We start from the raw sequence: 19,243 nt of genomic DNA on the forward strand, positions 1-19,243 counted from the left end.
GGGCCTCTGTCGTTCTCTGTCGTCTCACATAGCGAGATACTAGGTCGTCCTACAAGACAGGTCGGCTACCGGCAGGTAACGTGGACCGTGATGACGCGCCAGGTGCTCGTACTCATTACCTGCCGCGGCGGGGCCTGATCAGGGCAGGCCGGCGACCCGCCGCGGTGCTTCGGCGTTCGTCCGGCCGTGAGACCCGGCCTCCTGCTCCCGACCCGCGATCCGGATCAGGGAGAGGAACCCGGTGCGGATTCGCAGACCCGGAATCCGCCTGACCCGTCCGAACCGTGTGCGCCTGAACGCATGCCCTCAAGCGAGCGAGACCTTGCCATGTACGACATGTATCCCTGGAACCGTCCCTCCGACGAGCACCGCCATGAGGACGAGACGCCCGACCCCGTGCAGACGGCGCTCGACCGCCGCGACAACGGCGGCGTGCCGACCCACTAGCCATCAAGCTCCTCCCGGCCGGCTCGCGTCTTCCTGTGCCGGCCGGTCGCCCGCGGTCAGGGCCAGCGCCAGCGCGCCGAACAGCGGCGCGTCGTCGACGAACCTGGCCGCCGTGATCTCGGGCGGGAACGGGACAGTCCGGCGGATCTCGGCCGTCAGCCGGGGCAGGATGTGGCGCGACGAGCCCATCAACCCTCCGCCGATCACCACGCGTTCGGGGTCGAGCACCACGCACGCGTTGGCCACCGCCATCGCGAGTGCCGCGACGGCCTTGTCCAGCAGCGCGCGCACCGCCGGGTCGCCGTCGGCCTCGAAGAGCGAGGCGGCGCTCATCGGCCGTCCCATGAGTGCCGTCCCCTGCTGCGCCAGCGCGTGCCCGGAGACGATCTCCTCCAGCGGCGCGTGGCCTTCGGCGAACGCGGGCTCGCCCGGCTCGCTGAGCAGGTATCCGATCTCGCCCGCCGCGCCGTGCGCCCCCGGCACCACCGTCCCGTCGACCACGAGCGCCGCCGCGAGGCCGGTGCCGAGGTTGAGGTAGAGCCCCGTGCCGACGCCGCGGAGCGCGCCCCAGCGCAGTTCCGCCGCGGCCGCCGCGTTGACGTCGTTGTCGATCGCGACCGGCGTGTCGCCGAACTCCTCGCGGAGCAGCCGGGGGAGCTCCAGGCCCTCCCAGCCGGGCACGGTCGGCGCGAGCCGCACGGTCTCGCCCCTGACCACGCCGAACGTGGACACCCCGACCGCCTGGAGCGTTCCCGACCGGTCCGCCAGCTCACTGGCGGCGTCGAGCGACCTCCGCAGCACCTGCTGGGCGCCCTCGCCGCCCCGGGTCGGCAGCCGCATCTTGCGCAGCGGCCGGTCGACACTGTCCGCCGAGGCGGTGGCGAGGGCGACCTTGGTGCCGCCGAAGTCGATGCCGAGCACGAACCGCCGGCTCACGGGGTGCTTCCACGGCGGGCCAGCGAGTCGATGGCCACGGCGAGGGCGAGCACGCTCGCGGTGACCATGTAGCGCACCGAGGAGTCGACGTTCAGCAGCAGCATGCCGTTGGTGATCGACTGGATCACCAGGATGCCGAGCAGCGCCGCGTACGTCCGCCCCCGGCCGCCGAACAGGGACGTGCCTCCGATGACGGCCGCCGCGATGGCCATCAGCAGCATGTCGCTGCCGCCGGAACTCTGGTTGACCGCCGACAGGCGGCTGGCCGCGAGGATGCCGCCGAACGCGGCGAGGCTCCCGGAGAGCACGAAGGCGAGCACGCGGATGCGGGTCACGTTGATGCCCGCGCGCCGGGCCGCCTCGGCGTTGCCGCCCACGGCGTACATCCAGCGCCCGAAGGTGGTGTGCCGCAGCACCAGGTCGAGGAGCACGACGAGCGCCGCGAAGATGACCAGCAGCAACGGCACGCCCCGGTCGGCCTGCAGGACGGCGACCGCCGCCGCGAGCACCACGGCGAGGAAGCCGGCCCGTACCACCGCCCAGTAGGCGGGCCCGACGGGCAGGTCGGCGGCGAGCCGGAGCCGCCGGCCGAGCAGCAGGGAGCCGCCGTAGGCGCCGACCAGCGCCACCGCGAGTGTCCAGGCGAGCCACGGCGGCAGCCACGTGTCGCTCAGTTTCGCGACGAATCCGTCGAAGGGCAGGTTGATGGTGCCGCCCTCGCCGAGCAGGAATAGCAGCAGCCCCTGCCATCCGATCAGCCCGGCCAGCGTGACCACGAAGGACGGCATCCGGATCCGGGTGAACAGCAGGCCGTGCAGCAGCCCGATCGCCGCGCCCGCCGCGACCGCCACCACGATGGCGAGCAGCGGGTTCCAGCCGTGCCGGACGTTCATGATGGTCATGATGACCGCGCACAGGCCGCTCACCGAGCCGGCGGCCAGGTCGATCTCGCCGAGCAGCAGCACCATGATGATGCCCAGCGAGATCGTGCCGGTGGCCGCCATCTGCAGGGCCAGGTTGGTCAGGTTCTCCGGTGACAGGAAGTGCTCGTTCAGCGACCCGAAGACGACGGCGATCGCGATCAGCCCGCCGACGACGGGCCAGGCGCCGAGGTCGCCGCGCCGCATCCGTTCCACGGCCTGCTTCGGGCTGTACGGCTTGCGCGTGGGGTGCACGGTCGTCGCGCTCATGCGGCGGCTCCGGTGATGGCGGCCACGATGGACTCCTGCGAGGCGTCGGCCGTGCGGAACTCTCCGGCGTTGCGCCCGAGGCGCAGCACCACGACGCGGTCGCTGACGGCCCGTACGTCGGCGAGGTTGTGGGAGATGAGCAGGACGGCCAGCCCGCGGTCGCGCAGCCGCCGGATCAGGCCGAGGACCTGGGCGGTCTGCTCGACGCCGAGGGCGGCGGTGGGCTCGTCGAGAATGACGAGCTTGGGCTCGCCGATCAGGGCACGGGCGATCGCCACCGACTGCCGCTGGCCGCCCGACAGCATGGCGACCGGCACCCGGATGTCACGGATGCGCACGTCGAGCTGGGTGAGCAGGTCGCGGGTCGCCCGTTCCATGCGGATGTGGCTGAGCACCGACCAGCGCCGCCGCTCGGAGCCGAGGAACAGGTTGGCCACCACGTCGAGGTTCTCGCAGAGGGCGAGGTCCTGGTAGACGGTGGAGATGCCCAGGGCCTGCGCGTCGTGCGGGTTGCCGATGCGGACCGGCCGCTCGTCTATGGTGATCTCCCCGCTGTCCGGTGAGATGACGCCGGAGATGGCCTTGACCAGGGTGGACTTGCCCGCTCCGTTGTCGCCGACCAGGGCCACCACTTCGCCGGGGCGCAGGTCCAGGCTCACCCCTTCGAGCGCCTGGACCGCGCCGTACCGCTTGGAGATGTCTTCGGCGCGGATCACTAGCTGATGCCCGCCTTGGCGCACGCGGCGGCCACCTCGCCCTTGCAGATGTCGGCCGCGGTGTAGAAGCCGTCCTTCACGATGGTGTCCTTCACCTTGTCCGCGGTGACCGCGAGCGGGTCGAGGAGGAAGGAGGGGATGGCGGCGGTGCCGTTGTCGACGGTGGTGGCGGCCGCGGGCTTCTCGCCCCTGCCCACCGCGACCGCCAGCTCGGCCGACTTCTCCGCCTCGCTCCTGATGTCGAGGTAGATGGTCATGTACTGCTCGCCGGTGAGGATGCGCTGGACCGCCGCCAGTTCGGCGTCCTGGCCGGTGATGGGAAGCGTCGGCTTGTACCCGGCGCGCTTCATCGCGGCGATCGCGCCGCCGGCCATGCCGTCGTTCGCGGACACCACGCCGACGATCTTGTCGCGGCCGAGGGCGGTGATGGCCTGCTCCATCTCCTGCTGGGCCTTGTCGGGGCTCCAGTCCGGGGTGTCGAACTCCCGGCCGATCTTGACCTTGCCGTCGAGGACGTTGTGGGCGCCCTTCTTGTAGTCGGCCGAGCTGGGGTCGGTCGGCGAGCCGTTGATCATGACGATCTGGCCCTTGTCGGTGGTGCCCCTGGCGTTGAGCGCGTCCAGCAGCGCCTGGCCCTGCATCTCGCCGACCCGCACGTTGTTGAACGACACGAAGTAGTCGTAGCCGATGCCGGAGATCAGCCGGTCGTAGGCGATGACCGGGACCTTCTTCTGCTTGGCCTGGTTGACCAGCGGCGCGACCGCGGCGGCGTCCACGGCGTCGAGCACGAGCACGTCGGCGCCCTGGGTGAGGGCGGCCTCGACCTGCTGTTGCTGCTTGGCGGCGTCCTGGTCGGCGTTGGAGTAGAGCAGCTTGCAGTCGGGGCAGAGAGCCTTCACCTTGGCCTCGAACAGCGGCCTGTCGAAAGCCTCGTACCGGGTGGTCTTGGACTCGGGGAGGAAGAGCGCGATCGTCGGTGACTTCCCGGCCGCGCCTGCGCCGGTCTGCCCGCCGGTGGCGGTGGCCTTGTCGGTGGAGCCGCCGCAGCCGGTGGCCAGTACGGCTATCGCGAAGGGAACCGCGAACCATTTCGCTCGCATGCTTGCCTCTCAGGGGGTTCGGGGGAGGTTACTCCAGGTGCATGGCAGCATGCTCGATCCTGCGTGCCCATTTGGCAAGGTCTCTTACAAAGTTCCTTCGAGGCCTTGCCGCGGCGAACCGTGTGCCAGTCTGGGGGCGTGGTGAGCATCGGCGGTACGGCCAGCACGACAGCGGTGCTGCGCGTCATGAATGAGCGTGCGGTCTTCGCGGAGATCTTCAAGCTGGGGAAGGTGTCCCGGCCCGAGCTCGCGCAGGCCACCGGGCTGTCCAAGCCGACGATCTCCATGGCCCTCACCGATCTCGAACGCGCCCGCCTGGTACGGCCCGTCGGCCTGCGCACCGGCAGCACCGGGCGCGCCGCCCTGCTGTACGAGATCCGGCCCCAGGCCGGCTGGGTGCTCGCCGTCGACGTGGGAAGGGAGTTCGTCCGGCTGGCCCTCGCCGATCTCGTCGGCGACATCGCCGCCCGCAGGGACGAGCACCGCAAGGGCGGCGAGACCCCGGACGAGCTCGTCGCCTGGCTCGGCGGCCTGACCCGCGAACTGGTCGACGAGGCGGGGGCGGCACTCGGAGACATCACGCTGACGGTCTTCGGCACGCCCGGCATCCACGACAAGGAGACCGGCTCGCTCCAGCTCGCCCCGAACCTCCCTGGCTGGGATCGGCCGGGAGCGATCGAACTGCTGGCGGGCGTCGCCGCCGACGCGCCGTACGTCGTGGAGAACGACGTCGACCTCGCCGCCGTGGGAGAGGGCGCCTACGGCCTCGGGCAGGGCGTCGACCACTTCGCCCTGGTCTGGATCGGCACCGGCATCGGCATGGGCGTCGTCATCGACGGCAAGCTCTACCGCGGCGCGCAGGGCGCCGCCGGAGAGATCTCCTACCTGCCGGTCGGCGAGGGCGATCCGCTGGTCAACCGCGGCCGGGGCATGCTGGAGTCCGTGGCGTCCGCCGACGGCGTGGTCGCGCTCGCCACCCGGCTCGGCATGAAGGGCGTGACCAGCGCGAAGGACGTCTTCGACGCCGCCCGCGCGGCCGACCCGGTCGCCTGCCGGGTCGTCGCCACCGAGGCCGACCACATCGCGCACGCCCTGGCCGGCGTCATCGCCGTGCTCGACCCCCAGCTCGTCGTGCTGGGCGGCGGCATCGGCGTCCAGGCAGGCGACCTGCTGATCGGCCCGGTCACCGACTGCCTGCGCGACCTGGTGGCGCTGCGCGTCCCGATGATCAAAGCGTCCACCCTCGGCACGGAGGCGGTGCTGCTCGGCGCGATGGCCGTGGGCCTGACCACGGCCCGCGACCTGGTCTTCGAGCGGGCCGTCGCCCAGGTTCCTCCCGATTGACGACCACGGGTTCCGTGCGAATCGTGTCCGATCGGTGAGATGTCGTGTTCGACCACCGAGACGGACCGGTAGGGTACGAGCATGCGGGAATCTCACGACATTCGTCTCGCCGTCATCCCGGGAGACGGCATCGGCAGTGAAGTGGTCGCCGAAGGGCTCAAGGTCCTCGACGCCGTCGGGCTCAAGGTGGAGACCACCACCTACGACCTCGGCGCCAAGCGCTACCACGCCACCGGCGAGACCCTTCCCGACGAGACCCTCGCCGAGCTGCGCGGATACGACGCGATCCTGCTGGGCGCGGTCGGCGACCCGAGCGTGCCGCCCGGCGTCCTCGAGCGCGACCTGCTGCTCAAGCTCCGCTTCGAGTTCGACCACTACGTCAACCTGCGCCCGGTCAAGCTCTTCCCCGGTGTCGAGACCCCCCTCGCCAAGGCCCGCCCCGAGGACATCGACATGATCGTCGTGCGTGAGGGCACCGAGGGCCCCTACGCCGGAGCCGGCGGCACCTTGCGGCGCGGCACCTCGCAGGAGATCGCCACCCAGGAGAGCCTCAACACCGCCTTCGGCGTCGAGCGCGTCGTGCGCTTCGCGTTCGACAAGGCCATGACCAGGCCCCGCCGGAAGCTGACGCTGGTCCACAAGACCAACGTCCTGACCTACGCGGGCGACCTGTGGGCACGCGTCGTCGAGCGCGTCTCCGCCGAGTATCCCGAGGTCACCACCGACTACTGCCATGTCGACGCGGCCTCGATGTTCTTCGTGTCGCAGCCGCAGCGGTTCGACGTGGTCGTCACCGACAACCTGTTCGGCGACATCCTCACCGACCTCGGCGCCGCCATCGCCGGCGGCATCGGCCTGGCCGCCAGCGGCAACGTCAACCCCGCGCGTCCAGGGTCCGACTCCTGGGCGCCGAGCATGTTCGAGCCCGTCCACGGCAGCGCCCCCGACATCGCCGGGCGGGGCAAGGCCGACCCGACGGCCACGATCCTGTCCGTCGCCATGCTCCTCGACCACCTCGGCCTCGCCGAGGAGGCCGCCCGGGTCGAGCAGGCCGTGGCCACCGACCTCGTCGAGCGGCAGGTCGACTGGATCTCCCGCACCACCCGCGAGGTCGGCGACGACATCACCGCACGAGTAACCGGCTGAGGGGCCGCCCGACGCCGACCGACGCGCATGGTGGCCCCCGTGACGGGCCGCCGTGCGCGTTTTCGCGTTCCAGGAGCCGCCGGCACCCGTCAGGCGCCATAGGAGGTCGGGCAAGGGGGAGGCCGAACGGCCAGACTCCCGTATGTCCAGATGATGCAGTAGTTTCCCGTTACCTGGTCCGTCGCAGAATGGATGCAGGCGAGACCGACAGAGAAGAGAAGGATCTTCGACATGACCACCGCTCAGCAGCTCAGCTTCGACGTGCAGCTCTCCGACGCCGCTCGCACTCCGGCCGAGCGCGAGCGGGTACTGGCGGATCCCGGTTTCGGGCAGACCTTCACCGATCACATGATCTCGGTCGACTACACCGAGGGACGCGGCTGGCACGACGCCCGCCTCCTGCCGTACGGGCCGCTCACGCTGGACCCGGCCACCGCCGTCTTCCACTACGCGCAGGAGCTGTTCGAGGGGCTCAAGGCCTACCGGCAGGAGGGCGGTTCGATCGTCACCTTCCGGCCCTTCGCCAACGCGGGGCGCTTCAACAGGTCGGCCGCCCGCATGGCGATGCCCGAGCTGCCCGAGGAGGCCTTCGTCGAGTCGCTGGAGCTGCTCGTCCAGACCGACCGCGAGTGGGTGCCGACCGCGGAGGGCCACAGCCTCTACCTGCGCCCGTTCATGATCGCGACTCAGTCGGGGCTGGGCGTCAACTACCCCTCGAGGACCTTCAAGTACATGGTGATCGCCTCGCCCGCCGCCGCGTACTTCTCGGGGGGCGTCAAGCCCGTCTCGGTCTGGCTCTCCCAGGACTACACCCGCGCGGCGCCCGGCGGCACCGGCTTCGCCAAGTGCGGCGGCAACTACGCCGCCGCGTTCGTGGCGCAGCGACAGGCTGTCGAGAACGGCTGTGACCAGGTCGTCTGGCTCGACGCCTTCGAGCACCGCTACGTCGAGGAGATGGGCGGGATGAACCTGTTCTTCGTGTTCGGTGACCGCCTGCTCACCCCCGACCTGACCGGGACGCTCCTTCCCGGCGTCACCCGCGACTCCCTGCTCACCATGGCCGCCGACCTCGGGCTGACCGCCGAGGAGGGCAAGATCTCCATCGACGAGTGGCGGGCCGGCTGCGAGTCCGGCGAGCTGACCGAGGTCTTCGCCTGCGGCACGGCCGCGGTGATCACCCCGGTGGGTTCGGTCAAGGGCGTGGAGGGCGGCTGGACGATCGGTGACGGCACCGCCGGCAAGCTCACGCTCCGGCTGCGCGACGAGCTGATGGGCATCCAGTACGGCACCCGCCCCGACCCGCACAACTGGGTCCACAAGATCTGCTGATCACGCGTTCAGAGCCCGGTCGAGCCTGCCTGGCCGGCCGGGCTCCTGCTCGCCGTCAACGTTTGCGGATGAGGGTCAGGCCGTCGGCGATGGGCAGGAGGGTGCTGGTCACGCGGTCGTCCGCCCTGACCAGGTCGTTGAACCCGCGCATCGTCGCGGCCTCCCCGTCGGTGTAGTCGGCGACGGTGCCGTGGCGCAGCGTGTTGTCGACCAGGATGATGCCGCCGGGGGCGAGCCGCGACATGACGGCCTCGTAGTAGACCGGATAGCCGGCCTTGTCGGCGTCGATGAACGCGAGGTCCACCTCGGGCCGCACGGGGAACTCCCGCAGGGTCTCCGCCGCCGGGCCGAGCCGCAGCTCGATGAGACCGGCGACCCCCGCCCTCTCCCAGTACCTGCGGGCGATCGACGTCCATTCCGCGCTGACGTCGAAGCAGGTCAGCCTGCCGCCGGCGGGCAGCCCGCGGGCGATGCAGATCGACGAGTAGCCGGTGAACGTGCCGATCTCGACGGCGTTCCGCGCGCCGCTGATCTGCGTGATCATCGTCAGGAGGGTGCCCTGCTCGGGGGATATCTGCATCTCGGCGTCGTCACCCGCGGCCTTGAGCGTCTCCTCGGCCAGGTCCCTGAGGACGTCGTCGGGGGCCGTCGTGTGCTCGGCGGTGTACCGGGCGACGTCGGCGGTGATGAACGAGAAAGCCTTCATGGCGTCATTGTCGTCCCAATGAGGGCCGCGAACCCGTGGATCGGCCGGTACCGGCCACCTCAGGATCTCAGTGACGGCTCGTTGCCACGCTGTCCCGAAATCTGAGATCAATGTGCCACATGGTGGCGGCGTGTGGCAGACTACGTTGCACCATGTTCTACGGTCTGCTCATTATCAGCAGGCGCGCTGGCTGAAAAGGGACACCGCCAGCGCGCAGACCTCTCACGTCCGTGAGGGGTCTTTTTGTTTGGGCCAGGTTCCGGCCCCCAGGCGGAAACCGCGCGCGGCGAACGTAGAAGAACCCCGCGAAGGAGACAAACCATGGCCGACGACCGCTTCCATGTGTACGACACGACGCTGCGCGACGGCGCGCAACAGGAGGGGCTCTCCCTCACCGTCGCCGACAAGCTCGCCGTCGCGCGCCACCTGGACGACCTGGGCGTCGGCTTCATCGAAGGGGGCTGGCCGGGGGCCAACCCCAAGGACACAGAGTTCTTCCGGCGGGCTCAGACCGAGCTCGACCTGAAGCACGCGCAGCTCGCCGCGTTCGGCGCGACCCGCCGGGCCGGAGTGAAGGCAGCCGACGACCCATTGGTGGCCGCTCTGCGCGAATCCGGCGCGCCGGTCGTGACGCTTGTCGCCAAGAGTCACGACCGGCACGTGGAGCTGGCCCTTCGTACGACCCTCCAGGAGAACCTCGCGATGATCCGCGACACGGTCTCCCACCTTCGTGCGGAGGGACAGCGGGTCTTCCTCGACGCCGAGCACTTCTTCGACGGATACAGGTCCAACCCGGCGTACGCGCTGGAGGTCCTGCGCACCGCCGCCGAGGCCGGGGCGTCGGTGATCGCCCTGTGCGACACCAACGGCGGCATGCTCCCCGACGAGCTGGCCGACGTCGTGAACGAGGCCGTGGGGACCGGCGCGCGCATCGGCATCCACTGCCACGACGACACCGGCTGCGCGGTCGCCAACTCCCTGGCGGCCGTCAAGGCGGGCGCCACCCACGTACAGGGCTGCGCCAACGGCTACGGCGAGCGGTCCGGCAACGCCAACCTGTTCACCGTCGTCGCCAACCTCCAGCTCAAGAGGGGCTTCGACCTCGTGCCGCGGGAGTCCCTGGCCGATATGACCCGCATCGCCCACGCGATCACCGAGGTCACCAACGTCACCCCGAACTCCCACCAGCCCTACGTCGGCGTCTCGGCGTTCGCCCACAAGGCCGGGCTGCACGCCAGCGCGATCAAGGTCGACCCGAACCTCTACCAGCACATCGACCCGTCCCAGGTCGGCAACGACATGCGCATGCTCGTCTCGGACATGGCCGGGCGCGCGTCGGTGGAGCTCAAGGGCAAGGCGCTCGGATACGACCTGACCTCGGCGCAGTCGCGCGAGCTGGTCGACCGGGTGAAGGACCTGGAGTCCCAGGGACACACCTTCGAGGCCGCCGACGCCTCCTTCGAGCTGCTGCTCCGCGACACCGTCACCGGCGAGCGCCGCAGGCACTTCACCGTCGAGTCCTGGCGGGTCATCGTCGAGCGCCGGCCCGGCGGGGACGTGGTAAGCGAGGCGACGGTCAAGCTGCACGCCAAGGACGAGCGCATCGTCGCCACCGGCGAGGGCAACGGCCCCGTCAACGCCCTCGACCGGGCCGTGCGCCTGGCGCTGGAGAAGCTCTACCCGGAACTCGCCGAGGTCGAGCTGATCGACTTCAAGGTCCGCATCCTGGAGGGCACCCACGGCACCGACGCCATCACCCGCGTCCTGATCACCTCCAGCGACGCCAGCGGCGAGTGGGCCACGGTCGGCGTCGGCGAGAACATCATCGAAGCCTCCTGGCAGGCCCTCGAACAGGCCGTCACTTTCGGCCTCCTCCGCGCCGGCCACCAGGCCTGACCGGCCCGACGCCGTCGGCCCCGGCCCCGGCGCCGGCCACCAGGCCTGACCGTCCCGACGCCGTCGGACGCGGCCCCGGCCATCCCGTCCGACCTGGTCCATCCTCCCCGCCTGGATGGTCTTGCCTTGATCGGCGCCGGTATGGCGGGTCGTGGGGCGGTGGGATCGGCGCCGTTCACGGTCGGCAACCGGTCCTTGCCCAGGGAGCCGGTCGTTCAGCAGAAGAGCCCTCGCCGCAGCGAGGGCTCTCATTTCCGGCTCGGCGTCTGGCCGGACAGCGGTCGTAGGCGTTGCCGCCTGCACTCACACGCCGAGGGCGCCGTCCTTGACCTCGCTCAGGAACGCCGACCACTCGCCAGGCGTGAAGACGAGCGCCGGACCGGCCAGGTTCTTGCTGTCGCGCACGGCGACGATGCCCGGCAGATTCGACGCCACCTCAACACAGTTCCCGCCGTCGCCACCGCTGTAGCTGCTCTTACGCCACAGAGCATCCCGAAGATCATCCATCGTGATCCACCACCTCATGTATGAGCTTGAGCGACTGTTTGTACGGTACGGCCTCCGAACTGAGCGCGTCATACCTACGGAGCAGCCTGACGATCGTCGGGCGATCCTCCACGATGCGGCCGTTGGGCTGCCCTTCCACGTATGCGGCATACGACGAACCGTTCCGCTCCGCGACGATGAAGCCGCCGAGTAGCCCGCAGAGCGCCTGAGCCGTCTGGGGGACGACCTGAATCGTCACCTGGGGGCGCTGGGCCACCTCCAGGAGGTGTTTCAACTGCTCTCTGCGAACTTCCGCATCCCCGATCGGCCTATGAAGCACGGCTTCGTCGATCAGCGCAACGACGAACGGGGGGTCGTCGCGGTCGAGGACCGACTGTCTTTGCATGCGGCCGGCGATGCGCTCGTCCACCTCATCGCCGCTGATGCCGGGCTCGGCCGCGAACAGCTCCCGTGCGTATGCCTCTGTCTGGAGGAGACCAGGGATCAGCATTGGCTCCCAGCCCTTGAGGGCTGTGGCGTCCTGTTCCTCTTCCAGCCATGGCCTGAAGTGCTCCGGCGCCCTGTGCCAGGTGGTGGCGACGTGCAGCCTGGTCATGGTGCCGTCCAGGCCGAAGGCTCGGTCGCACAGTTCCGCGAAGCGCTGTGACGGGGCGCGCTTGAGCGACTCGATCATGGCGACCATGGACTCCGAGAACCCGATGCGTTCGGCGAGCTGCTTCTGGGTGAGGTTCGCGGCGGTCCGGTAACGCCGCAGTTCGAAGACAAACAGGGCACGTGGTGACTCATGGGGATCAATTTCGCTAACCGGGGTCATTTGCACCTCCCATTTTGAACAGGGGATATGGGAGTGGCGCCTCACCCCCTGAGTCACCCCTACTGTGCCTAGGGTGTGAGCCGATTTCGCCACCGATCGTAGTCGCTCGTTGACAATCTGGTAAGGCGAAGTCTTCAGGACGCGTGAACCTTCCCGGCGGACGAAAAGGTGTTTGCGCATGGCGGCAGGTCGCCTATTGGGCGTTACCGAACTCCTCGGTTCTCCCGAGTCGGTCTCGCGGGCACGCGAATATGTCAGGCGGAAACTGGGCGACGCCCATCCCGCCATTGACGACGTGACACTGCTGGTCTCCGAAGTCGTCACCAACGCCGTCCTTCATTCGGATTCCAAGAACGGCGGGAAGGTGACCCTGGCCATCGCGGACTGCCATGACTTCGTCCACGTCGACGTGGTGGACGAGGGCGGTGAGTGCTCTCCACGCCTGTGCGGGGACCTGCTCGCCGAAGGGGGGCGAGGGTTGGTGCTCGTCGACCTGATCTCTCATCAATGGAGCGTTCGCGAGGACGACACCGGGCGAACCGTCTGGTTCGACGTGAAATACAAGTGCGGGAGTGACGGCACGACGAGGCACGGTTCCTCGTCCCCGGACAATCCCCATCCGAGCGGGGGCGGCGGCGCGGGAGAATCACCGGCAACGGAGCCGGACGATTCACTTCCCCCCGGTCCGCGCTGTCGCCCCACTTGATACGACCCGGCGTGCGAGTGAATGAGGGGCCGGAATGTTCTGACGCGGGCGCGCCGGTGCCCGGCATGGGGAATTCCCTTCCCCGGATGCCGGGCACAGTCTGGCCCTTTCCCCATTGTGATCACGAATGCAAGCTCATCGGAGCCGCGTGCGACTCCCTCGATCATGCGATACCCCGATTGGGAGGGGTTTGTCGGATTCAAAACGGGCTGGCAATTAACGTCAGAACGGCACGAATCGGGTGGTCGATCTGCCGATTGGAGCGGTCGATCTTGCAGGGGTGATCCATTGGGCGGTTCGGGTTTCGGGCGGCTCAAAGGGCTCCAACGGATTAGACGGTTCGGAGGGCCTCGGTGGGTTGCATGCGGGCTGCGCGTAGTGCGGGGAGCAGGCCGGCGACGGCGCCGATGGCGACGGCGGCGCCGAGCCCGCCGCCCCAGGCGAGCGGGGGGACCACCGTGGCCCATTCCTTGACATTGGCGTAGATCGCTGTGGCGATCACGCCCATCGCGACTCCGGCGGCACCGCCGAGCGCGGCGAGCAGGATCGCCTCGGACAGGAACTGAAGGCGGATGTGGCCCTTGGTCGCGCCGAGGGAGCGCCGCAGCCCGATCTCGGAACGGCGTTCGAGGACCGAGATGACCATGGTGTTGGCCACCCCGATGCCGCCGACGAGCAAGGCCACCGCCCCGAGCCCGAGGAACAGCCCGCTCAGCGCGGACTGCGCCGCGGCGCGGGCCACCAGAGCGGCCGACGGCCGGCTGACGCTGACCTCGCCGGCGTTCTGCGGGTTGGCCGTCGCGGCCAGCACCTTGTAGACGGCCTCGACCTGATCGGTCTGGGCCCGTACGTAGACCATGGACGGATGGCCGTCGAAGTGCAGGTACTTGCGCGCGGCCGGGTAGCCGACCAGCACCGAGGAGTCGATCTCGGGGGTCAGGGTCGCTGGGTTGAGGATCCCCGCGACGTAGAACCACATGCCGCCGACCCAGATGCGCATCCCCGGGTGGATACGGGCGATGCCGAGGCGGCTTGCGGCGGCCGAGCCGAGCACGGCGACCGGTCGGCCGGCGGTGGCGGCGTTGAGGTAGCCGCCCTGGGCGAGACTCGTGCGCACGGCGGCGGGCAGGTCCAGGCTTGCGGCCCTGACCGTCAGGGCGTTGGTGTTGAAGCTCGGGATGTAGGGGCTGCGGTAGGCGTTGCTCTTGGTCTTGCCGGTGTGCTGGACCGTTTCCACCGGTCCGATCCGGGCGATCATCGCGGGAGCGTCGAGGGGGAGCGTGGCGTCCCCGCCCATCATGGTCTGTCCCGGGGTGACGGTCAGCAGGTTGGTGCCCAGCTTGTCGATCTCGGCCAGCAGCCCGGCCTGGGAGGAGGCGGACAACCCGAGCACCGCGACCATCGCCGCCACTCCGATGGCGATGCCCAGCGCCGACAGTGCGGCCCGCGTCCGCCGGGTGCGCAGCCCCACGCTCGCGGTGCGGGCCAGGTCGGCCGGATGCAGCCGCCGAGGAGCCGTGGTGATCATGGCAGCCGCCTTTCGACGGGCAGTGGCCGCTGCGGCTCGAAGGGCGACGGTCGTTGCGGCTCGACGGGCAGTGGCCGCTCCGGCACGGTGACGTCGGCGACGATACGGCCGTCGAGGACCTCGATGCGGCGCGGCAGCCGGGCGGCCAGTTCCCGGTCGTGGGTGATCATGATGATGGTGGCGCCCTCGGTGTTGAGCTCGGTGAGCAGGGTGAAGATCGCGGTGCCCGAGACGCTGTCGAGGTTGCCGGTGGGCTCGTCGGCCAGCACGATGGCCGGGTTGCCGACCAGGGCGCGGGCGATCGCGACGCGCTGGCGTTCACCGCCCGATAGTTGCGACGGGCGGTGGTCGAGCCGGTGGCCGAGCCCGACCCGGCCCAGCGCCGTGGCCGCGGCGGCCACTCGCGCGCCGTTCCTGGCGCCCGAGTACAGCAGCCCGTCGGCGACGTTCTCCAGAGCGGTGGCGTGCTCGGCCAGGAAGAACTGCTGGAACACGAACCCGATGCGGGTTGCCCGCAATCCCGCGAGGGCCCGGTCCGACATCGTGGCGACGTCTTCGCCAACGATCCGCACGGTCCCGGAGGTGGGACGGTCCAGCGTGCCCATCACCTGCAGCAGCGTCGACTTCCCCGAGCCTGAGGGGCCCACGATCGCCACCAGCTCGCCCTGGCGGATGGTGAAGCTCGCCTTGTCCAGCGCCACCACCGGCGTCGCTCCGGGGTAGATCTTGGTCACCTCGTCCAGTCGCAGGACCGGCTCGCCGGTGTGCCTGTCACCGGCCGCCCTCATCTCCACCCGCGCGCCGGTCATGTGGCCGGCACCACGATGTTCTGGCCGGCCGCCAGGCCGTCACCGGCGATCTCGACCTTGCCCGCGCTGTCGTCGAACAGCCCGAGCCGCACCGGGATCAGGCGATGGGCGCCGCCGGCCTCGACGACCTCGACCGCGTATCCGCCGCCGGCCAGCGCCAGCAGCGCGTTCACCGGTGCCGACAGGACGTTCTTCACGGTCTCCGACACGATGGACACCTGGACCGGCGCCTGATCGAGCTTCCCTGTCTCTTTCGGCTTGGACGGGGTGATCTGGACGTCGATGGTCGTGCTGTTGTCCACCTTGGTCGCGACCTTGCCCACCGAGGAGACCACGCCCGGCGTGGTCCTGCCGTTGGGCAGCGAGATGGTCACCTTGTCACCGGCCGCGACCTGGGACTGCTGGTTCGCGCTCAGCGCGACGGTGACCTGCCGCCGGGTCGAGGAGGCGTGCACAACCACCATTCCCGGCGCCACCGAGGCGCCGCGCACCGCGGTGACCTTGGTGATCCTGATCGTCCTGGCCGGTACGAACACCGCCTGGCCGAGCGTCAGCTCCCCGGTCTCTTCCAGGCCCACCTCGTCCTGCAGCTTCTCGAGGGCGTAGTAGGTCTGCCGGCCGAAATAGGCCGAATCGGGGTCCAGGTCGTCCTTGGCGGCATACCCCAGGGCGACCAGCGCGGCGTTCAGCTGCCGGACATCGGCGCCCTCCATCCCCCACGACAGGTCCCGGTAGACCGGCACCGCGCCGTACAGCAGGATCACCGGCTTACCGTCGACCCGGTACAGCGCCTTGCCCTGACCGGCCACCTGGCCCACCGCGGGCAGCCTCGTGACCGTGCCATCGGCCTTGTTGACCACCTGATGGTCACCCGCGTAGCCCAGCTTCCCGTTCTCCAGGGTCCGGGCGGACAGGGTTCCCTTGGTCACCTGCGCCAGCCCCGTCGAGGGCGTGCCGGCGACCGGCGCGGGCATGGCGCGGGAACCGAACGGATCGGTGACGACGACTCCCACGCCCGCCGCGACCACGACCGCCACGACGACCGCCGACACCCGTCCGGCCCTCCCACGGCGCGGGTTCCGGCCCTTCCCGCTCGGCGGCCCGACATCCGTGTCTTCGACCGGCGTACGCGTGGTACTCATGACCCGCCTCCGGGCACCTGCCTGTTGGGGGTCATGTTCCTGAGGTTCTGCGGCTGGTACTTCGCGCAGGTGGCCTCCGCCTTCTTGAACTGTGGCGAGGTGGGGTCGGCGCCGCTGCCCTCAAGGATCGCGAAGCCGCCGTCGGGGCCGGGGTCGGGGAACTTCGGCACGCCGTTCTCACGCATGCACTTGGCGTACTTGAGCTTGTCGGCGGAGGACCATGATTCCTGCGGACCCGTCCCATGGACGCCCTCATCGGGGGTCGGCATGTATTTCTTGCACTGTTTCTCCGCCGTCTTGAACTGCGGGGAGTTGCCGAGCGCGGCGGGAATGCCCACTCCGGGCTTGGGATCCGGGAAGCCCGGCACGCCGTTCTCACGCATGCACTTTGCGAAGACCACCGGGTCGCCCTTCCCCGTGGCGGCCGGTGTGGCGGCGGACGTCGAATCGGCCCCGGCCGCCACGGACGCCACGGTCCTGCCCGGCTGTTCGCTCCTCGCGCACGCCCCGGCGACCAGGGCGACGGTCGTCAGCAGGACGGCCGTCGCACCGGCCCGGCGCGCCCGCCCCTTCCCGTGCGTATCCCGATCGGGGCCACGACCTGTGGTGCTTCGCATATCGCTCTCCATCACTCGCTGGACTTCCGGCAGGCGCCATTTCTACGGGGGCAGCGGTTTCGACAAGGTTTCGCCGCACCGCGGGCCTCGTCGGCTGAGCCCCGACATGCGGCCCGCCGGGTGAAACGTCGCGGAAACCACGGGTGGAAGATGCTGGGAGAGGTCGTCAGGGTGGTGTCGTCGGATGTGCGGATCGAGGAGGAGGGGGGCGGCGGATGCGAGTGCTCGTGGTGGAGGACGACGAGGAGATGGCCCAGACGGTGGCCGTCGGCCTGCGCCGGGCGCAAATGGCCGTCGACGTGGCGTTCGACGGCCCGGGCGGGCTGGAACGCGCACTGCACAACGACTACGACGTGATCGTGCTCGACCGGGACCTGCCCGGGATGCACGGCGACACCGTGTGCGCCGAGCTGATCACGGCCGGATGCCGGAGCCGGGTGCTGATGCTGACCGCCGCGGCGACGACGGATGATCTGGTCGACGGCCTCAGCCTGGGAGCCGACGACTACCTCCCCAAGCCGTTCGACTTCCCCGCCCTGGTCGCGCGGATCACCGCGCTGGCGCGCCGCGCCCACCCGATCGTGCCGCCGGTGCTCCGCCACGGTGACCTCGTGGTCGACACCGCGCGGCGCAAGGCCGGCCGGGGAGACCGGCGGCTGGAGCTCGCGCCCAAGGAGTTCGGCGTCCTGGAGCTGCTCCTGGCCTCCAAGGGCCGGGCCGTCTCGGCCGAGGAACTGCTCGAACGGGTCTGGGACGAGGCCGCCGACCCCTTCACCAACGCCGTGAAGATCACGATCAGCCGGCTGCGGGCCAAGCTCGGCGATCCGCCGATCATCGAGACCGTGGCCAAGAGCGGCTATCGGATCTGAGGCCCCATGCCCGCCGTCAGCCGTCAGCCGTGCCCGCCGTCACCCGCCACGAACAGGAGCCGAGAAGCCCATGTCGGGTAAGCGCCCGGTTCGCCGGCCGTATCTGAGGACGCCCATGTCTGTCATCACCTGGCTCGCCGGCCGCATCGCCCGTCCGCACCTGCCGCGTCGCACCGTCCGGCTGCGGATGACCCTGCTGTACGGAGGGCTGTTCCTGGTCTCCGGGGCCGCCCTGCTGGCGGTCACCTACGTCCTGATGCGCCACGCCGTCAGCGGTCCCATCAAGGCCGCCGGCTTCATACTCGCCCCTGGTACCGAGGCCGGCCGCACGCCGTCCCCGAACCCTGAGGGTCCCTTCCTGGCGCCGCCTGACCTGCTCGGCGGGCAGTCCGCCTTCAACATTCTGTCGGCCAAGGCGGCGGCGGCTCTGGAACGCCAGCAGTCCGCCGTCCTCCAGCAGCTCCTCATCCAGTCCGGGATCGCGCTCGCACTCATGTCGCTGATCGCGCTCGTGCTGGGCTGGATCGTCGCGGGCCGCATCCTGCGCCCGCTACGGACGATCACGGCCGCCGCGCGGGACATCTCGGCGACCAGCCTGCACCAGCGCCTGGCCCTCGACGGCCCCGGCGACGAGCTCAAGGAGCTGGGCGACACCTTCGACGGCCTGCTGAGCAGGCTCGAGGCCTCCTTTCAGGCCCAGCGCCAGTTCGTCGCCAACGCCTCACACGAACTGCGCACGCCCCTGGCCCGCCAGCGGGCGCTCGGCCAGGTCGCCCTGTCCGACCCCGACGCGACGGCTGCGTCCCTGCGGGAGGCCCACGAACGGATCATCGCTGCGGGCGCCCAGCAGGAACGGCTCATTGAGGCGCTCCTCACCCTGACCCGCGGCCAGGCGGGCATCGACGCCCGCCACCCCTTCGACCTCGCCCGGCTCACCCGCGAGGTCGTCGACGCGCGGAGATCGGAGGCCGGTTTCCGGGACGTGACGATCCGGCCGTCGATCTCCGCGGCCACGGCGGCCGGTCACCGGCCCCTCGCCGAACGTCTCGTCGTCAACCTCGTGGACAACGCGCTGCGGCACAACACGCCCGGCGGCCGGGTGGAGGTCACCACCCGGGCCGTGGACGGTCACGCCGTCCTCACCGTCGCCAACACCGGTCCCGTCGTGCCGCCGGAAGCCGTCGAGCAGATCTTCGAGCCGTTCCAGCGACTCGGCACGGCCCGCACGGGGCGCGGCGAGGGCCTCGGGCTCGGGCTGTCCATCGTGCGGGCCATCGCGACCGCCCACGACGCGACCGTCACCACCACGGCCAGGCCGGAGGGCGGCCTGACCGTGGTGGTCACCTTCCCGGCCATGAGCACCCACGCACCGCTCACCTCGCCCCGGCTGGAGCAGGTCACCGCACGGACGCGGTAGTCCGCGCCGGCCCGCCGGGCGGTC

18 protein-coding genes are annotated in these 19,243 nt (G+C 70.2%); 7 read left to right on the forward strand and 11 right to left on the reverse strand.

From position 1 onward, the window contains the following. Positions 1 to 450 precede the first annotated feature (450 nt). From MYF83_RS00695 to MYF83_RS00710, 4 genes are read right to left on the reverse strand one after another with little or no spacing between them, the layout of a single operon-like run. The gene (locus MYF83_RS00695) at positions 451 to 1,383 is read right to left on the reverse strand and encodes an ROK family protein (RefSeq protein ID WP_248958141.1); all 933 of its coding nucleotides are present in this window, start codon (positions 1,381 to 1,383) and stop codon (positions 451 to 453) included. Next, positions 1,380 to 2,573, reverse strand: a complete 1,194-nt coding sequence (locus MYF83_RS00700) for a sugar ABC transporter permease (RefSeq protein WP_248958142.1) — start codon at positions 2,571 to 2,573, stop codon at positions 1,380 to 1,382. The genes MYF83_RS00695 and MYF83_RS00700 overlap by 4 nt, the downstream gene beginning before the upstream one ends. After that, on the reverse strand, positions 2,570 to 3,289 hold the full coding sequence (locus MYF83_RS00705; protein ID WP_248958143.1) for an ATP-binding cassette domain-containing protein: 720 nt from the start codon (positions 3,287 to 3,289) through the stop codon (positions 2,570 to 2,572). The genes MYF83_RS00700 and MYF83_RS00705 overlap by 4 nt, the downstream gene beginning before the upstream one ends. Then, a complete protein-coding gene (locus tag MYF83_RS00710; protein WP_248958144.1) occupies positions 3,289 to 4,389 on the reverse strand; it encodes a sugar ABC transporter substrate-binding protein in 1,101 nt (366 codons plus the stop codon). The genes MYF83_RS00705 and MYF83_RS00710 overlap by 1 nt, the downstream gene beginning before the upstream one ends. Positions 4,390 to 4,575: 186 nt before the next feature. Between MYF83_RS00710 and MYF83_RS00715 the strand changes: the two genes are divergently transcribed. The 3 genes from MYF83_RS00715 (at position 4,576) to MYF83_RS00725 (ending at position 8,208) form a co-directional block, all read left to right on the forward strand. Continuing rightward, the gene (locus MYF83_RS00715) at positions 4,576 to 5,733 is read left to right on the forward strand and encodes an ROK family protein (RefSeq protein ID WP_248958145.1); all 1,158 of its coding nucleotides are present in this window, start codon (positions 4,576 to 4,578) and stop codon (positions 5,731 to 5,733) included. Positions 5,734 to 5,814: 81 nt separating this feature from the next. Further along, positions 5,815 to 6,879 (forward strand): 3-isopropylmalate dehydrogenase, encoded by a 1,065-nt coding sequence (locus MYF83_RS00720; protein ID WP_248958146.1) that lies wholly within the window; start codon positions 5,815 to 5,817, stop codon positions 6,877 to 6,879. 231 nt (positions 6,880 to 7,110) lie between these two features. Then, positions 7,111 to 8,208, forward strand: coding sequence for a branched-chain amino acid aminotransferase (locus MYF83_RS00725; RefSeq protein WP_248958147.1), 1,098 nt, complete (start codon positions 7,111 to 7,113; stop codon positions 8,206 to 8,208). 55 nt (positions 8,209 to 8,263) lie between these two features. Here MYF83_RS00725 and MYF83_RS00730 read toward each other — a convergent pair whose 3' ends face one another. Then, positions 8,264 to 8,914, reverse strand: coding sequence for an O-methyltransferase (locus MYF83_RS00730; protein WP_248958148.1), 651 nt, complete (start codon positions 8,912 to 8,914; stop codon positions 8,264 to 8,266). A 321-nt stretch (positions 8,915 to 9,235) separates the two neighbouring features. On the opposite strand from MYF83_RS00730, the gene cimA reads away from it, so the two are divergent. Further along, positions 9,236 to 10,810: a citramalate synthase gene (cimA, locus tag MYF83_RS00735; protein WP_248958149.1), complete on the forward strand. Its 1,575-nt coding sequence runs from the start codon at positions 9,236 to 9,238 to the stop codon at positions 10,808 to 10,810. A 303-nt stretch (positions 10,811 to 11,113) separates the two neighbouring features. Here the strand turns inward: cimA and MYF83_RS00740 are convergent, their stop codons facing one another. Together MYF83_RS00740 and MYF83_RS00745 are read right to left on the reverse strand one after the other, a co-directional pair. Then, positions 11,114 to 11,317: a DUF397 domain-containing protein gene (locus MYF83_RS00740; RefSeq protein WP_248958150.1), complete on the reverse strand. Its 204-nt coding sequence runs from the start codon at positions 11,315 to 11,317 to the stop codon at positions 11,114 to 11,116. After that, positions 11,310 to 12,131, reverse strand: a complete 822-nt coding sequence (locus MYF83_RS00745; RefSeq protein WP_248958151.1) for a helix-turn-helix domain-containing protein — start codon at positions 12,129 to 12,131, stop codon at positions 11,310 to 11,312. The genes MYF83_RS00740 and MYF83_RS00745 overlap by 8 nt, the downstream gene beginning before the upstream one ends. Positions 12,132 to 12,309: 178 nt before the next feature. Here MYF83_RS00745 and MYF83_RS00750 point away from each other — a divergent pair, with 178 nt between their 5' ends. Next, positions 12,310 to 12,837, forward strand: coding sequence for an ATP-binding protein (locus MYF83_RS00750; RefSeq protein WP_248958152.1), 528 nt, complete (start codon positions 12,310 to 12,312; stop codon positions 12,835 to 12,837). Positions 12,838 to 13,168: 331 nt separating this feature from the next. On the opposite strand, the gene MYF83_RS00755 is transcribed toward MYF83_RS00750, so the two are convergent. From MYF83_RS00755 to MYF83_RS00770, 4 genes are read right to left on the reverse strand one after another with little or no spacing between them, the layout of a single operon-like run. Then, entirely contained in the window at positions 13,169 to 14,365 is a 1,197-nt protein-coding gene (locus MYF83_RS00755; RefSeq protein ID WP_248958153.1) for an ABC transporter permease, read from the reverse strand. Further along, positions 14,362 to 15,174 carry an ABC transporter ATP-binding protein gene (locus tag MYF83_RS00760; RefSeq protein ID WP_248958154.1) on the reverse strand — a complete coding sequence of 271 codons (813 nt, stop codon included), beginning with the start codon at positions 15,172 to 15,174 and terminating at the stop codon, positions 14,362 to 14,364. The genes MYF83_RS00755 and MYF83_RS00760 overlap by 4 nt, the downstream gene beginning before the upstream one ends. Beyond that, positions 15,171 to 16,316, reverse strand: a complete 1,146-nt coding sequence (locus MYF83_RS00765) for a peptidoglycan-binding protein (RefSeq protein ID WP_248958155.1) — start codon at positions 16,314 to 16,316, stop codon at positions 15,171 to 15,173. The genes MYF83_RS00760 and MYF83_RS00765 overlap by 4 nt, the downstream gene beginning before the upstream one ends. Beyond that, complete coding sequence (locus tag MYF83_RS00770; RefSeq protein ID WP_248958156.1) at positions 16,313 to 16,933, reverse strand: hypothetical protein; 621 nt, start codon at positions 16,931 to 16,933, stop codon at positions 16,313 to 16,315. The genes MYF83_RS00765 and MYF83_RS00770 overlap by 4 nt, the downstream gene beginning before the upstream one ends. A 215-nt stretch (positions 16,934 to 17,148) precedes the next feature. On the opposite strand from MYF83_RS00770, the gene MYF83_RS00775 reads away from it, so the two are divergent. Both MYF83_RS00775 and MYF83_RS00780 read left to right on the forward strand, forming a co-directional pair. Then, entirely contained in the window at positions 17,149 to 17,802 is a 654-nt protein-coding gene (locus MYF83_RS00775; protein WP_248958157.1) for a response regulator transcription factor, read from the forward strand. A gap of 115 nt (positions 17,803 to 17,917) precedes the next feature. After that, positions 17,918 to 19,219 (forward strand): sensor histidine kinase, encoded by a 1,302-nt coding sequence (locus MYF83_RS00780; RefSeq protein WP_248958158.1) that lies wholly within the window; start codon positions 17,918 to 17,920, stop codon positions 19,217 to 19,219. Positions 19,220 to 19,243: the final 24 nt, after the last annotated feature.

The organism is Sphaerisporangium perillae (genome assembly GCF_023276435.1).
Classification (GTDB): Bacteria; Actinomycetota; Actinomycetes; order Streptosporangiales; family Streptosporangiaceae; genus Sphaerisporangium; species Sphaerisporangium perillae.

Coding starts and splice junctions, on each gene's coding strand:
- MYF83_RS00700 (WP_248958142.1), bottom strand. CDS start 2,573: ATGAGCGCGACGACCGTGCACCCCACGCGCAAGCCGTACAGCCCGAAG.
- MYF83_RS00710 (WP_248958144.1), bottom strand. CDS start 4,389: ATGCGAGCGAAATGGTTCGCGGTTCCCTTCGCGATAGCCGTACTGGCC.
- MYF83_RS00715 (WP_248958145.1), top strand. CDS start 4,576: ATGAATGAGCGTGCGGTCTTCGCGGAGATCTTCAAGCTGGGGAAGGTG.
- MYF83_RS00720 (WP_248958146.1), top strand. CDS start 5,815: ATGCGGGAATCTCACGACATTCGTCTCGCCGTCATCCCGGGAGACGGC.
- MYF83_RS00725 (WP_248958147.1), top strand. CDS start 7,111: ATGACCACCGCTCAGCAGCTCAGCTTCGACGTGCAGCTCTCCGACGCC.
- MYF83_RS00730 (WP_248958148.1), bottom strand. CDS start 8,914: ATGAAGGCTTTCTCGTTCATCACCGCCGACGTCGCCCGGTACACCGCC.
- cimA (WP_248958149.1), top strand. CDS start 9,236: ATGGCCGACGACCGCTTCCATGTGTACGACACGACGCTGCGCGACGGC.
- MYF83_RS00740 (WP_248958150.1), bottom strand. CDS start 11,317: ATGGATGATCTTCGGGATGCTCTGTGGCGTAAGAGCAGCTACAGCGGT.
- MYF83_RS00745 (WP_248958151.1), bottom strand. CDS start 12,131: ATGACCCCGGTTAGCGAAATTGATCCCCATGAGTCACCACGTGCCCTG.
- MYF83_RS00750 (WP_248958152.1), top strand. CDS start 12,310: ATGGCGGCAGGTCGCCTATTGGGCGTTACCGAACTCCTCGGTTCTCCC.
- MYF83_RS00755 (WP_248958153.1), bottom strand. CDS start 14,365: ATGATCACCACGGCTCCTCGGCGGCTGCATCCGGCCGACCTGGCCCGC.
- MYF83_RS00760 (WP_248958154.1), bottom strand. CDS start 15,174: ATGACCGGCGCGCGGGTGGAGATGAGGGCGGCCGGTGACAGGCACACC.
- MYF83_RS00765 (WP_248958155.1), bottom strand. CDS start 16,316: ATGAGTACCACGCGTACGCCGGTCGAAGACACGGATGTCGGGCCGCCG.
- MYF83_RS00770 (WP_248958156.1), bottom strand. CDS start 16,933: ATGCGAAGCACCACAGGTCGTGGCCCCGATCGGGATACGCACGGGAAG.
- MYF83_RS00775 (WP_248958157.1), top strand. CDS start 17,149: ATGCGAGTGCTCGTGGTGGAGGACGACGAGGAGATGGCCCAGACGGTG.
- MYF83_RS00780 (WP_248958158.1), top strand. CDS start 17,918: ATGTCTGTCATCACCTGGCTCGCCGGCCGCATCGCCCGTCCGCACCTG.